Source organism: Thalassobaculum salexigens DSM 19539, from assembly GCF_000423805.1.
In the GTDB taxonomy this organism is placed as follows: domain Bacteria; phylum Pseudomonadota; class Alphaproteobacteria; order Thalassobaculales; family Thalassobaculaceae; genus Thalassobaculum; species Thalassobaculum litoreum.
Window position 1 is genome coordinate 922,192 of sequence record NZ_KE384094.1, and the last position, 13,228, is coordinate 935,419.

Here is a 13,228-nt window from a genome sequence, read left to right on the forward strand (position 1 = left end):
CATGGCTGATGACCCGATATCGACGCCCGGTGGCGAGGATCCCTGCTTCGGCCATCGGCTGGTCGATGGCCATTTGGTGGACTGCGAGACCGCCCGCGACGTCGCCCGCTTCCGGAAGGCCGAACGCGAACGCCTCTACGCCCTGCGCCGGGCCATGCCGGTCGGCGACCGCGAGGCCTGCGGCCGGGCCATTACCGAAGGGCTGGGCCGAACCCTGGGCCCGATCGCCGACCGTACCGTCGCCGTCTACTGGCCGATCCGCGGCGAGCCCGACCTGCGGCCCTGGATGCGCGAGATCCATGAGGCCGGCGCCAGCGTCCTGCTGCCGGTGGTCGAGACCCGGGACGCGCCGCTGACCTTCCGCCGGTGGGAGCCGGGATGCCGCATGGTCCGGGGCCTCTGGGACATCCCCGTGCCCGACGGTACCGACGCCGCGAGGCCCGAGATCGTCGTCGTGCCGCTCGTCGGCGTCGATGCGGAGAGCTACCGGCTCGGCAACGGCGGGGGCTATTACGACCGCACGCTGGTGCGGATCGAGCCGAGGCCGCAGATCGTCGGCATCGGATACGCCTTCTCTCGCATGCCCACGATTTTTCCCATGCCGTGGGACGTTCCCATGGATACCGTCATCCTGGACGACGGCAAGATCCGCAATCCTCAGGTGGCCTGACGCCCTCGACGCTGGGCCTGCGGCTTGGCCTTGTTACGGGACCGGCCGCCCGGACGGCCGCCGCCCTCGCGGTCCATCTCGGCCGGGCGGTGCGGCAGCTTCCAGCCGGCCGGAGCCCCCGCCTTGGCCGGGCCTCCCGCGCGTCGGCGGCCCTCGCCGCCGGCCTTGCCGGTGCCGGCGGGCTGCCAGCGCGGGATCAGGTGGTGCTTGCCGTTGCCGATCAGGTCCTCGCGACCCATCTCCTTCAGCGCCTCGCGCAGCAGCGGCCAGTTCTCGGCGTCGTGGTAACGCAGAAACGCCTTGTGCAGGCGGCGCTGGCGCAGGCCCTTGGCCGTCTCCACCCGCTCGGTCCCGGCACGGCGGACCGGCTTCAGCGGGTTGCGGCCGGAATAGTACATGGCCGTCGCCATCGCCATCGGCGTCGGCGTGAACGTCTGCACCTGGTCGGCCCGGTAGCCGTTCTTCTTCAGCCACAGGGCGAGGTTCATCATGTCCTCGTCGGTGCAGCCGGGATGGGCGGCGATGAAGTACGGGATGAGGAAGTACTTCTTGCCCGCCTTGGCGGCCGCCGCGTCGAACATCTCCTTGAACTTGTCGTAAGAGCCGATGCCCGGCTTCATCATCCGCGAGAGCGGACCGTCCTCGGTATGCTCCGGCGCGATCTTCAGGTAGCCGCCCACGTGGTGGGTCACCAACTCTTCGACGTATTCCGGGCTTTCCACGGCGAGGTCGTAGCGCAGGCCGGAGCTGATCGAGACCTTCTTCACGCCCTCGGTGCCGCGGGCTGCCCTGTACAGGTCGATCAGCGGCTTGTGGTCGGTGTTCAGGTTCTTGCAGATCGTCGGGTACACGCAGGACAGCCGGCGGCAGGACTTCTCGATCTCCGGGTCCTTGCAGGCCATGCGGTACATGTTCGCCGTCGGCCCGCCGAGGTCGGAGACCTGTCCGGTGAATCCCGGCACCTTGTCGCGCATGTCCTCGATCTCGCGGACGATCGACTCCTGGCTGCGCGACTGGATGATCCGGCCCTCATGCTCGGTGATCGAACAGAAGGTGCAGCCGCCGAAGCAGCCGCGCATGATGTTCACCGAGAAGCGGATCATCTCCCAGGCCGGGATCCGCGCATCGCCGTAGAAGGGGTGAGGTGCCCGCGCGTAGGGATGGTCGAAGACCCAGTCCATCTCCTTGGTGGTCAGCGGGATCGGCGGCGGCGTCACCCAGACGTCGCGGTCGCCGTGGCGCTGCACCAGCGGGCGCGCGTTCCCCGGATTGCTCTCCAGATGCAGGATGCGGGAGGCCTGGGCGTAGACCTCCTTGTCGTCGCGCACGGTCTCGTAGGACGGCAGGCGGATCACCTGCTCCTCGTCGCCGCGCTCGGCCCGCTCCGGCGCGTCGTCGATCGAGGTCATGTCGATCTCGCGGTAGTCGGGGGCGGCCTCGTTGCGGACCAGCGCCAGGCCGCGGATGTCGAACAGGTCGCGCGGGTTGTCGCCCTTGGCGATGCGGTGGGTGACGTCGATGATCGCGCGCTCGGCATTGCCGTAGAGCAGCACGTCGGCCTTGCTGTCGATCAGGACCGAGCGGCGGACCTTCTCGCTCCAATGGTCGAAATGGGCGATCCGGCGCAGGGACGCCTCGATGCCGCCGAGCACGATCGGCGCGTCCGGGAACGCCTCGCGGCAGCGCTGGGAGTAGACCAGCACGGCGCGGTCCGGCCGCTTCCCGGGGGCGGCGTCCGGCGTGTAGTTGTCGTCGGTGCGGATGCGCTTGTCGGCGGTGTAGTTGTTGACGAGGCTGTCCATGTTGCCCGCCGTCACCCCGAAATAGAGGTTCGGCCGGCCCAGTTCCTTGAACGCCTCGGCACTGGTCCAGTCGGGCTGGGCGATGATGCCGACGCGGAAGCCGTGCGCCTCCAGCGTGCGGCCGATGACGGCCATGCCGAAGCTCGGGTGGTCCACATAGGCGTCGCCGGTCACCAGGATGACGTCGCAGCTGTCCCAGCCGAGCAGATCCATTTCGTCCCGGCTCATCGGCAGGAACGGCGCCACCCCGAAACGGTGGGCCCAGTACTTCTTGTACTTGAAGATCTCCCGCGCGCCTTGGCGGGGCCGGGCGGGGGGGACAACGGCGTTCACGGCAAAAGCCTCGTATGATGGAATTGGCGCGGGTTGTACCTGCAAGGCTCCAGTTTAGCAAATCGAGGGCCGACTCGCGACCTTCTTGCCTGTCTGCGGCGGCCGCGCCCGGCGAGGGGCTCTCTGCGAGGGGCTCTCTGCGAGGGGCTCTCTGCGGGGCGCGGATTCTTGATGGGTTGCGGGCTGGGGGTGGCGGGCTGGCCTATCGCCGGAAAAGCACCATCCCCCCGTGGTACAGGACGCCGTCGATGAAATCGCCGTCGGCCGTGAATCCGGTGTCGTCCTAGTACTCGATATGGTCGCCGGTCACCTCAAAGCGGCCCTCATAGGCCCGTTCGCGCGACCCACGGGCTTCCACATACCGGCCATTGGGCAGAAGTTCGTGGCGGACCCGTCCGTCCTCGGTAACCCACATCCCGACATACGGATGGTTCGCCTCGGCCTCGGTACCGGCGGCGCCGACCGGTTGTGCCAGCATGGCGACAGTCATGAGCGTGGTCAGAGTTTTCTGCATTACGGTCTCCCGTACGTTCGGTTGGGATCAATGCGGCGACCGGGTGGGTCGGATGGTGATCTCAGTCGTGTCGACGCCATACGGCGCCTCGATCACCTGGCGCACGGCCCGGGCGATGTCCGAGGGCCGCAGGGCGATGGCGCGATACGCATCCATCAATGCCTTGGTCCCCTCATGAGTGATGGTGGAAGCGAGGTCGCTCTCGACGACGCCCGGATTCACGCAGGTCACCCGGATCGTGTCGCTCTCCTGCCGAAGTCCGTCCGACAGGGCCCGGACGGCGAATTTCGTCGCGCAGTAGACCGAGGCCGTCGGCACCACGGCCAGGGCGCCGATGGAGCCGATATTGACGATCTGTCCGAAGCCCTGCTTCTCCATGTGGGGCAGCACCGCCCCCATGCCCCAGAGCGTGCCCTTGATGTTCACATCGACCATCTGCTCCCATTCGTCATGCTTTCCGGCGGAAAGCGGCGATAACGGCATGATTCCGGCGTTGTTCACCAGCACGTCGATGCGGCCCCAAAGGTCCACCGCGGCTTCGGCGAAGGCGAACATCGTTTCACGATCGGTGACATCCAGGACCCGGGCCCGGGCCGTGCCGCCGGCGCCACAGATGGCGTCCGAGACAGCCTCAATGCGGTCAAGCCGGCGCGCACCCAGAAGCACCTTCGCACCTTGGGCGGCAAGTTCACGGGCAATGCCCTCGCCGATACCGCCAGACGCTCCGGTAACAAGAACAACCTTATCCATCGTCTTCTCCGTGATTGCGTGAAGCCTCGGAGGTGGACCTTCTTGATGGTTAGCGGTATCCATGCCTTGATGGACATTATGGTTAGCTTCATTTGACAATAAAAATCGACCTGAACCTCCTGCCCCTGTTCGCCGCAGTGGCCGAAGAGAAAAACTTCCGCGCTGCGGCCGACCGGCTGGGTGTCACGCGCTCTGCCGTAAGCCAGGGCGTGCGACGCCTCGAAGACAGCCTTGGCATCACCCTGGTAACGCGAACCACCCGATCGGTACGGCTGACAGAAGCGGGCGAGCGGCTCTACGCGGCCCTGTCTCAGCCGATGTCCGATATCGATGTCGCGCTGGAAGGGCTCGGCGGCGCGGATCGGCCGAGCGGACTGCTGAAACTCGCCGTGACCTCGATCGCCGAAGAGTTTCTGTCGGGCCCGTTCCTTGTCGGGTTCGCCAATGCCCATCCGGCGGTGGAACTCGACGTGACGGTGACGGACGAGGAGTTCGACATCGTCGCCGCCGGTTTCGACGCCGGTGTTCGCCTGGGCGAAGTGATCGAAATGGACATGATCGCCGTCCCGGTGACGGGCGACCAGCGCGAGGCGGTGGTTGCGGCCCCCGGCTATCTCGCCGCCCATCATACGCCGGCCCATCCCCGCGATCTGGTCCATCATCGCTGTATCGGCTGGCGCCGCGCGCCCAACATCGCCCCGCACCGCTGGGAATTCGAGGAGGCTGGCGTTCCCTTCGACGTGGCCGTCGACCCCTACGTCACCACGAACGACCTGTGGCTCATGCTGCGGATGGCCCTCAACGGCGGCGGCATCACCTTCGCGACCGCCGATACATTCCGACCCTACGTCGACCGCGGCGAGCTGGTGTCGCTGCTCGAGGAGTTCCTGCCGCCGTTCCCGGGGCTGTTTCTCTACTACCCGCAGCGTCTGAACATGGCCCCGAAGCTGAGGGCCCTGGTCGAACACACCCGCCGTTGGCGCCGACCGATCTTGCCCGCGGACCCCGTCTCGTCCTCGCAGGACTAGGTCATGCCCGGCGCTTCAAGCGCTGGAAGAGCCGCAGGTCGGACGCCTCCCTGGCTCTGACTTCCTCACCGGACGGATGGGCGATTCTGGAGGGCGGTCCCGGTTGGGACGACGGGTCGTCGGCGATGGACGCAGTCCAAAAAAAGCGGCGGGCTCCCGAAGGAACCCGCCACTGTCGTCAGACTGACTTTCTCGGCGTCTACAGCACCAGGGCCAGCAGGATGACCACGGTCAGCGGCATGCCGAGCAGCCACAGGATCAGGTAGGGCATGATGTCTCCTCCAATCGCGGGCGGCGTCAGCGACGCGGCCCGGAGAGCCACTTGATGACCGTCTGGTCATCGCGATGCGTGCCGCCGACGGCAGCGGCCCACCAGGCCCCCGCGCCGGAGATCAGCAGGGCCGCCGCCAACACGAAGGCACTCAGCACCGAGGCGACCCGGGCGGTCTCAACCGCGTCCTTCGCCTCCTCGACCGAGGCCTGCACGGTCGCGGCCATCTGGTTCACCCGCAGGATGGCTTCCTGCTCGCTGAGGCTCGTCCGCGCGGCCACCACGCCGGCCAGATAGGCGCGGTCCGGCTGGGAGATCTCACCGCGCTCCACCGACCGTTCGACGATCGGCAGCAGCTCGTCGACGATTGCCGCCCGACTTTCCGGCTGGGAGGAGAACCGGCCGGGCTCGGCCGGGCGCAGAAGCTGGTTCAGCTCGTATTCGTAGCCCGAGCCGGCCATCTCCGCGACCGCGCCGCCGGCCGCCGTGGCGAGCTGCGCGCCGGTCCGCGCGGCGGTATCGACGGTGGCGGCCAGCAGGAAGGCGCTGAACAGAACGCCCAGGGCCCAGACCGCCAGCCCGTGCACGCCGTCGCGCACGTCCGACTCATGCTCGGTGGCATCGAACGCGCGCCGCCGCATCCGGCCGGTGACGTAGGCGCCGGCCATGTAGCTCGAGACCAGCACCCAGATCATCCAGAGCGCCACCGCGATCAGCATGGCCGTCCCGCCGATGCCATCCGCCCCGAAGGGCGACACCACGGACAGCCCGATCGCCGCGCCGAAGCCGTTCAGGACGAAGGACACCGCCGTCGCCAGCAGAGCCCCCACGAAAATCGCCGCCCAATCGATGTGACTGGCGGCCGCTCCAGTATCGGAATGCACGACCGCCGCCGGTTCCGCGGCACGCAACGTCTCTGCCATTGTCGTCTCCATATGTAAGCCTGCCGCATGTCCGCGGCGTCCCCTCACCCGCGGCGCGGGCCGGGGCGGGCGGGCGTCAGCCGAGTCCGAGCAGCGAGAGGATCGCGAGCACGATCACGACGAGGCCGACGAGATAGATGATTCCATGCATAGGATTGTCCTTCCGACAGGATCTCAGTGCCGGAGGAACGAGCAGGCGGATTGAACGGTTCCCGCAGGCGTCAGTGAAACTGCGGGTCGGTCCGATTGTCTGCAGTCTTATGAGGGTGTTTTGATAGGTATTCGGTTCTGTGCGGTGCCATCCGCACCGGCTAGTTCCGCCAGAGCTTATCCGGCGGCGGCGATCGCGTCGGCCATCAGATCCAGGCCCAGGTCGATCTCCGCGTCGGTGGCCGTCAGCGGCGGCGCGATGCGGAACACCGCCCCCATGGCCGGGATCTTGACGATGTTCATGCTCAGGCCGCGCGCCATCGCCGCAGCGGCGATCCGGTCTCCCCGGTCTAGGTCGGGCACCTTGCCGGCCCGGTCCTGCACGATCTCGAGCCCCAGCAGAAGACCGCGGCCCCGCACGTCGCCGATACAGTCGAACCGCTGCTTCAGCGCCTCCATGCCCGCGCGCAGGCGCGCGCCGGAGGCGGTGGCCCGCTCCACCAGCCCGTCGCGCCCGATCACATCGAGCACGGTCAGTCCGACGGCGGCCGGCAACGGGTCGGAGACATGGGTCGTCAGGAACACGAATCCCTTCTCATACGCCGCCTCCTCGATCTCGCGGCTGGTCAGGATCGCCGACAGGGGGAGGCCGGCGCCCAGCGTCTTCGACAGGGTCAGGATGTCGGGCGTGACGCCGTCGCGCTGGAAGGCGAACATGTGGCCGGTGCGCCCGATGCCGGTCTGCGCCTCGTCGAGGATCAGCAGCATGCCGCGCTCCTCGCACTTGCGCTTGAGCGCCGCCAGATAGCCCTCCGGCAGCTCGATGACGCCGCCGGAGGACAGGATCGGCTCGGCGATGAAGGCGGCGAGGCTGCCGGTCGACTGGGCGTCGACCTGGGCGAAGGCGTCGTCCAGCTCGGTCTGCCAGTCCAGGCTGCCGTCCGGATGGGCGAAGCGCGGCCGGTAGGCATGCGGCGCCGGGATCGCGAAATTGCCGACCGTCGCCGGGCCGTAGCCCTTGCGCGCCGAGCTGTAGGTCGCCCCCGCGGCCCCGCCGGTCATGCCATGCCAGCTCTTGGTGAACGCGACGATCTCGTGCTTGCCGGTGACGCATTTCGCCAGCCGGATCGCCGCCTCGTTGGACTCGCCGCCGGTGGACAGCAGCATCGCCTTCTCCAGCCCCGGGACCATGCTGCCGAGGCGGCTGCAGAGATCGACCACGGGGCGGGACAGCATGCCGCTGAACAGATGGTCGAGCCGCCCGACCTGCGCGCGCACGGTGCGCACGATATCCGGATGGGAATGGCCGAGCACGGAGCTCATCTGGCCGGAGGTGAAGTCGAGGATCCGCGCGCCGTCCTCGTCGATGACGAAGCTGCCCTCCGCCCGGTCGATCACCCGCCGCTCGAACGCCGGGCCGTAGCGCATGACGTGGGCCTCCACGTCGGTCCAGAAGCCGTCCTGCGGCGTCGTCGTGCTGTCCTGCCGGGTCATCTGCGCGCTCCATCCGGGGCCGTTCCACATGGGACAAGACTACCCGTCCCACTGACGTTAGAAAGTTTCATAGTACTAATGGCGGAATCGAGTTTTTCTTATAGCCATGGCCAATCTCGACATCCTGCTGCTGCGCAGTTTCGTCGCCGTCGCCCGGGCCGGCTCCATCCGGGCCGCGGCCGAGCGCGTGGGCCGCACCCAGTCGGCGGTCAGCCTGCAGATGAAGCGGCTGGAGGACATCACCGGCGAGCGGCTGTTTCACCGCACCGGCTCCGGCGTCGCCCTGACGGCGGCGGGCGAGCGTCTGATGGTCGGGGCGGAGCGTATCCTCTCCGCCCATGACGAGACCCTGGCGTCCATCCGCGCCCAGGGCCTGCAGGGGGCGATCGCCTTCGGCTGTCCGGAGGATTACCTGACCGCCTTCTTCCCCGACCTGCTGCGGCGGTACGGTCGGGACAATCCGGAGGTGGAGGTGGAGATCGTCTGCGCGCCGACGGTGGCTCTGCGCCCGCTGCTGCAGCGCCGCCATATCGATCTCGCCATCGTGTCCGTGCCCCTGTCCGGACCCGGCTCGGCCCCGGCGGAAGAGATCTTCCGCCGGGAGTCCTTCGTGTGGATCGCCAACGCGCCGCAGCCCGAGCTGCTGCGGGCGCCGGTCCTCCCGCTCGCCCTGTCCGGGCCCGATACCTTGGATCACCGCATGGCGAAGAGCGCGCTCGAGGCGGCGGGACGTCCCTACCGCATCACCCATGCGAGCGACGGCTTCGCCGGTCTGCTGGCGATCGCGCGCTCGGGCCTGGCGTTCAGCGTGGTGACCCGCTCGGCGGTGCCGCCGGACCTGTTCGTGGTGGCGCGGGGCCTGCCCGCGCTGCCGGAGATCGGCCTGTCGATCGCCTACGCCTCGACGCGGCCGCCGCCGGTGGTCCGGGCGTTCGGGGAGTTCATCGTGGCGCGATTGGAGCAGCCTGAGAGCGCTTAACGGGTATTGGCGGACACAGAGTCCGGCGAAATATGGTCCTGGTCTGAGCCCCGTTTGGTCCCTCATTTGAATGGGGAGTCCGTCAACCTCCAGACGGCATTCTGCTACTGCCTCAAAGGGGCGAAGGCGGCAGCGACCTTCAAGTTCCAGCTTCCCCGCCATCGGAACGGCGGACGCATCATCGGAAAGCGCTGCGGCACGTCTCAGAATATCGGCACGAAAGCACGGCGAGGGAGATGAGAGGACCAGAGCTACCCGGCGCACTCCGTCCACCAGCGACCAGCCGAAAGCGTCGACGGTGCTGCTGCTCAATCCCAATGAGACCGAAAAGGCCGCACGGGCCCGCACTTTGCTTGGCCAGGGCTCGGGCGGCGATGCCCTGCCAATCCCCGGCGGTCAGAGGTCGCAAGCTATGCAGTATGCATGGCGGAGCCAATCCGGGCGCTCCGACGGGTAACCGGAACGCTTGGAAACATGGCGCGCGGTCATGCGATACAATGACGATCGCCGGCTGGCTCTTAGCCCGCAATCTATCGGAGGCTTGATCAGACTGACCGCTCTGGGTCGGACAGGAGACGTGTGTGGCTTAGCCGGACGGGGTTCTCGCGATGCGGCGCGCCATCGCCGCGATCAGATCGGTTCGGGTGACGATCCCGATGAGCTTTCCACAGTCGAGCACCGGCACCGCATCGACATCCCGGTCGCCCATCATCGCCAGAAGGACACTCAGCGGGGTCGTGGCTACGGCCCGAGGGCCGGTCGCACTCATGATATCTCCCGCCAGAACCGGCCTGCCGCGCGCGCGGTCAACCAGCCGCCGCAGAGCGGGTGCGAAACCGCGATCGAGACGCAAGGCATCGTCTCGCGCACGGCCGATCAGATGTATCTGGAAGATCACTCCGAGGTATCGGGCGTCGGAATCAATGACGGGAAGCGAAGTGAAGCGGTGTCGCTTGAACAGGTCGGCGACGTCCCCGAGCGGGGTCGTCAGTCTCACGGTTGTCAGATTCCTCGACATGATATCGGCGGCGGTGAGCGGACCCGCATGCTGGGTTGCCACCTGAACTTCCGCGGCGCCGATCAGACGGGCAAGGTCCTTGACGCCGAGATTGAACGACTGCCGGTAGCGTTCCAGGATGTCGGTCAGGTCCTGCTCAGACAGCCCCAGCCGCTCCGCAGGGTCCGTGTCACCGGGTTCCTTCGAGTGCGGATCGTCGAACTGACGGAACGGGTACCGGCGCCCCGTGATCCGCGCGTAGGCGATCGCGACGAGCACCAGGGCGATCGTGCCCGTCGCGACGGGGGCGAGGGCAAACCAGAATCCCAGTCGCTCCATTGCGTCTGGGCTCATTGCGGCGGTCATGGCGACGGCACCCGCAGGCGGATGGACCGCGCGACAGCCGATTGTGGCGAAGACCGCAAGTCCGACGGACAGCGCTATTCGGGCAACCGGATCACTCACGACCATACAGACGGAGACGGCGACCAGGGCGGCAACGGTATTCCCGACGATCGCGGACCAGGGCTGGGCAAGCGGACTGTTCGGCACGGCGAACAGGAGCACCGACGTCGCACCAAGCGGCGCCACGAGGTACAGCCCATCCGTCAGATCGACGGTCGGAGACAAGAGAAACTGACCGACCAGTCCCAGGCCCAGCAGGGCCCCGAAGCCCGCCCGGACGGCTTCCATCGACGACGTGCGGGCCACAACCGGCCCAAGCGCTCGCAGGATACTCAACCTAATTCCTTTTCACTCCCCGGAAACGGCGGTCGCAGAGGCAGGGTTGTTTTCATGAAGACCGCCTGACCCGACACCCAGCGGATCGGGCGTCGGGCTCCGTCGCAGCCGCGACCGCAGGGCGCGGCACTCAATGGCTCGGTGTGCTCAGTAGAGCGTGGGGGCTTCGTTCTGCAAGGCGTTTCCGTACCAGATCCCCTCCGCGGCGCGCGGAGGGTGAGACGGAAGGCCCATGCTCCTGTTAGCGCGGGGCGGACTTGACGATGCAGACCCGTCCGTAGAGCCCAAGAAAGCCGAGGAAGCCGAGCGACCAGGACAGGCCCGCGAGACGGAGTCCAAGGGCCGGATCGATCAGCCCGGCACCGGCTCCAAGGCGCAGGAGCGTTGCCGCCAGGATCGCGCCGAAGACGACGACCGTGGCCGGTGGCGCGGTTAGCGGCAGACCGGAGTGCCCCCGGGTTGCGCGCACCATGATGGCGATCGGCATCAATCCGAAGGCACCCACGGTCCAGGCATGCAGGGCGGTGGCGCCGTCGATCCAGCCCGGCCGGAACACGGCCGAGGCGCCAAGCACAAAGCCCAGCGGGACGAAGAAGTATCCGAGATGCAGAACAGCCAGCAGCGGCGCGCGACGGACAGCGAACGGCGACCAGCGCGCCTGCCGGACCAGATGTCCGATGCCGGCCACGGCCAGCGCTACGCCGGCCGTCCGCTCCAGCCAGGGCGGCGCGCCCGGCTGAAGGATCCAGAGCGCCAGCGCCACCGCGCCGGCGAACACGACAAGACGGTCCAGGGTCCCGAACGGTGCCGGTTCCGAGCCGCGTTCGCTCGACCGCAGCCAGTTCGCCGTGAAGTTCGGCGTCACCCTGCCGCCGATCAGAGAGACGAGCATGACCATCACGGCGATCGCGAGCCGGGGTGCGTAGGGCGCGTAGCCGAGCAGCACGTTTTCGGCCAGGAATCCGATCTGCGCCAGGACCAGCACCACGATCGCGAGGCCGACCGGCAGGTTGCGCCGGCTTCCGCCGCCGATGATCTCGCGCAGGACGACCGCGGCGAAGGCGACCGGAAACAGCAGCGCCACAAGCCCGGCCTGCGGTAGGGCAAGCCCCGGCAGCAGCATCGCCCCGCGGCCGAGGACCCACAACCCCGCCAGGACCGCGAGCGGCGTGCCGGAGACCGGCGGCCGCTTCGTCCAGGATGGCAGCGCGGTCAGCAGAAAGCCGGCCAGCACCGCCCAGAGATAGCCGAACAGCAGTTCATGGGCATGCCAGGCCAGCGGATCCGCCGGGCCCGGCAAGGTCAGCCGCCCGTCATAGACGGCGATCCAGAGCGCGACCGCCACCGCCGACCAGACGGCGGCCAGCAGGAAGAACGGCCGGAAGCCGAGGGAGAGGAAAGCCAACCTCCCCTCGCCCGGCCCCTTTGCGGCCGGCGACCTGTCGCCGGTCATCGCCCGATATCGTGCGCTGCCCGGAGCCGCCGCGTCGATCCTATTGCCACCCCTCGACCCCCGACATGTCCGGCAGTTCGTGGGCGATTCCCTTGTGGCAGTCGATGCAGGTCTTCTCGCCGGGGACCAGCAGGGACTGGTGCGCATCGGCCGCCCGGCGACTCTGCCGCGTGAAGTCCATGGACTCCTCGCTGTGGCAGTTCCTGCATTCCAGCGAGTCGTTGGTCTTCAGGCGGTACCATTCGTGCTTCGCCAGCCGCAGCCTTTCCTCCAGGAACTCGTCGCGGGTGTCGATCGTCCCGAAGATCGTCCCCCACACCTCCTTGGAGGCCTGCATCTTGCGGGCGATCTTGTCGGTCCAGTCGTGCGGCACGTGGCAGTCGGGACAGGTCGCCCGCACGCCCGAGGGGTTGGTGAAGTGCACGGTGGTCTGCAGTTCCGCATAGACGTTGTCGCGCATCTCGTGGCAGCCGATGCAGAAGGTCTCCGTGTTGGTCGCCTCCAGCGCCGTATTGAAACCGCCCCAGAACACGATTCCGGCCAGGAAGCCGCCGACCGTGAGGGTGCCGAGACTGAGATGGACCGCCGGGCGGCTGAGGGTCCGCCAGTAGGTCCGCAGCAGTGTCAGTATCTTGCGCATGACCGGCCGCCTACTGTCTTCCGGTGGGGTTGATCAGCGAGTCGATATCGACGAAGTCGTTCTCGACCGGCGGACGGGCGTCGACCTGCGGGACATGACACTGGTTGCAGAAGTAGCGCCGGGGCGAGACCGTCGCCAGGAACTGGCCCTCCCGGTCCATGAAATGGGTGATGCTGACCATGGGCGCGCCGCTTTCGCCGGTGCGGGCGCGGGCATGGCAGGACAGGCACTGGTTGGCGTTGCGGTCCACCTGATAGCCGTCGATGTGATGCGGGATGGTCGGCGGCTGTTCGGGATAGTTCCGCACCCGGCGCATGGCGCCATCCTCGACCCGGGGCATGCGGGGCGAGTCGCTGTTGTCGGCCAGTGGCGCGGTACCCCGCAGACCCGCCACCTCCGGTGGCCGGGTTTCCTGGGTCAGGGCGACCGAGGTCAGCCCCGCGAGGATAAGGGCGGCGGCGGCCAGGATTCGCAGCATGGTTC

At 67.8% G+C, this 13,228-nt stretch carries 13 protein-coding genes and 1 pseudogene; 4 read left to right on the forward strand and 10 right to left on the reverse strand.

The window, feature by feature from the left end; genetic code table 11:
* The first annotated feature begins 1 nt into the window (after position 1).
* Positions 2–670, forward strand: coding sequence for a 5-formyltetrahydrofolate cyclo-ligase (locus G578_RS0119535; RefSeq protein ID WP_028795673.1), 669 nt, complete (start codon positions 2–4; stop codon positions 668–670).
* Here the strand turns inward: G578_RS0119535 and G578_RS0119540 are convergent.
* The 3 genes and pseudogenes from G578_RS0119540 to G578_RS0119550 form a co-directional block, all read right to left on the reverse strand.
* Positions 658–2,700 (reverse strand): YgiQ family radical SAM protein, encoded by a 2,043-nt coding sequence (locus tag G578_RS0119540; RefSeq protein WP_084619070.1) that lies wholly within the window; start codon positions 2,698–2,700, stop codon positions 658–660. The genes G578_RS0119535 and G578_RS0119540 overlap by 13 nt on opposite strands.
* A gap of 307 nt (positions 2,701–3,007) precedes the next feature.
* A pseudogene (locus tag G578_RS27230) lies at positions 3,008–3,319 on the reverse strand (Atu4866 domain-containing protein).
* Between the two features lie 27 nt (positions 3,320–3,346).
* The gene (locus G578_RS0119550; protein ID WP_245565651.1) at positions 3,347–4,132 is read right to left on the reverse strand and encodes an SDR family oxidoreductase; all 786 of its coding nucleotides are present in this window, start codon (positions 4,130–4,132) and stop codon (positions 3,347–3,349) included.
* Between the two features lie 29 nt (positions 4,133–4,161).
* Here G578_RS0119550 and G578_RS0119555 point away from each other — a divergent pair, with 29 nt between their 5' ends.
* Positions 4,162–5,097 carry a LysR family transcriptional regulator gene (locus G578_RS0119555; protein WP_281169186.1) on the forward strand — a complete coding sequence of 312 codons (936 nt, stop codon included), beginning with the start codon at positions 4,162–4,164 and terminating at the stop codon, positions 5,095–5,097.
* 199 nt (positions 5,098–5,296) lie between these two features.
* Here the strand turns inward: G578_RS0119555 and G578_RS30325 are convergent, their stop codons facing one another.
* The 3 genes from G578_RS30325 to G578_RS0119570 all read right to left on the reverse strand — a co-directional run bounded on the left by G578_RS30325 (position 5,297) and on the right by G578_RS0119570 (position 7,935).
* Positions 5,297–5,419 (reverse strand): hypothetical protein, encoded by a 123-nt coding sequence (locus G578_RS30325; RefSeq protein ID WP_281169187.1) that lies wholly within the window; start codon positions 5,417–5,419, stop codon positions 5,297–5,299.
* Positions 5,395–6,291 carry a hypothetical protein gene (locus G578_RS27235; protein ID WP_051245035.1) on the reverse strand — a complete coding sequence of 299 codons (897 nt, stop codon included), beginning with the start codon at positions 6,289–6,291 and terminating at the stop codon, positions 5,395–5,397. The genes G578_RS30325 and G578_RS27235 overlap by 25 nt, the downstream gene beginning before the upstream one ends.
* 327 nt (positions 6,292–6,618) lie before the next feature.
* Positions 6,619–7,935, reverse strand: a complete 1,317-nt coding sequence (locus G578_RS0119570; protein WP_051245036.1) for an aspartate aminotransferase family protein — start codon at positions 7,933–7,935, stop codon at positions 6,619–6,621.
* A gap of 106 nt (positions 7,936–8,041) precedes the next feature.
* Here G578_RS0119570 and G578_RS0119575 point away from each other — a divergent pair, with 106 nt between their 5' ends.
* Positions 8,042–8,914 (forward strand): LysR family transcriptional regulator, encoded by an 873-nt coding sequence (locus G578_RS0119575; protein WP_028795678.1) that lies wholly within the window; start codon positions 8,042–8,044, stop codon positions 8,912–8,914.
* Positions 8,915–9,231: 317 nt separating this feature from the next.
* Positions 9,232–9,459, forward strand: coding sequence for an HGGxSTG domain-containing protein (locus G578_RS30410; protein WP_084619037.1), 228 nt, complete (start codon positions 9,232–9,234; stop codon positions 9,457–9,459).
* Positions 9,460–9,500: 41 nt separating this feature from the next.
* On the opposite strand, the gene G578_RS0119580 is transcribed toward G578_RS30410, so the two are convergent.
* From G578_RS0119580 to G578_RS0119595, 4 genes are all read right to left on the reverse strand, one after another.
* Entirely contained in the window at positions 9,501–10,652 is a 1,152-nt protein-coding gene (locus G578_RS0119580) for an HPP family protein (protein ID WP_245565652.1), read from the reverse strand.
* Positions 10,653–10,893: 241 nt separating this feature from the next.
* Positions 10,894–12,057, reverse strand: a complete 1,164-nt coding sequence (locus tag G578_RS27240; RefSeq protein WP_051245037.1) for an NnrS family protein — start codon at positions 12,055–12,057, stop codon at positions 10,894–10,896.
* Positions 12,058–12,145: 88 nt separating this feature from the next.
* Positions 12,146–12,745 carry a NapC/NirT family cytochrome c gene (locus G578_RS0119590; protein WP_028795680.1) on the reverse strand — a complete coding sequence of 200 codons (600 nt, stop codon included), beginning with the start codon at positions 12,743–12,745 and terminating at the stop codon, positions 12,146–12,148.
* A 10-nt stretch (positions 12,746–12,755) separates the two neighbouring features.
* A complete protein-coding gene (locus tag G578_RS0119595) occupies positions 12,756–13,223 on the reverse strand; it encodes a nitrate reductase cytochrome c-type subunit (RefSeq protein ID WP_028795681.1) in 468 nt (155 codons plus the stop codon).
* Positions 13,224–13,228 lie beyond the last annotated feature (5 nt).

Excerpts from the sequence above, each read along its gene's own strand:
- G578_RS0119535 (WP_028795673.1), top strand. The coding sequence starts at position 2 with ATGGCTGATGACCCGATATCGACGCCCGGTGGCGAGGATCCCTGCTTC.
- G578_RS0119540 (WP_084619070.1), bottom strand. The coding sequence starts at position 2,700 with ATGAGCCGGGACGAAATGGATCTGCTCGGCTGGGACAGCTGCGACGTC.
- G578_RS0119550 (WP_245565651.1), bottom strand. The coding sequence starts at position 4,132 with ATGGATACCGCTAACCATCAAGAAGGTCCACCTCCGAGGCTTCACGCA.
- G578_RS27235 (WP_051245035.1), bottom strand. The coding sequence starts at position 6,291 with ATGGCAGAGACGTTGCGTGCCGCGGAACCGGCGGCGGTCGTGCATTCC.
- G578_RS0119570 (WP_051245036.1), bottom strand. The coding sequence starts at position 7,935 with ATGACCCGGCAGGACAGCACGACGACGCCGCAGGACGGCTTCTGGACC.
- G578_RS0119575 (WP_028795678.1), top strand. The coding sequence starts at position 8,042 with ATGGCCAATCTCGACATCCTGCTGCTGCGCAGTTTCGTCGCCGTCGCC.
- G578_RS30410 (WP_084619037.1), top strand. The coding sequence starts at position 9,232 with ATGAGACCGAAAAGGCCGCACGGGCCCGCACTTTGCTTGGCCAGGGCT.
- G578_RS0119590 (WP_028795680.1), bottom strand. The coding sequence starts at position 12,745 with ATGCGCAAGATACTGACACTGCTGCGGACCTACTGGCGGACCCTCAGC.
- G578_RS0119595 (WP_028795681.1), bottom strand. The coding sequence starts at position 13,223 with ATGCTGCGAATCCTGGCCGCCGCCGCCCTTATCCTCGCGGGGCTGACC.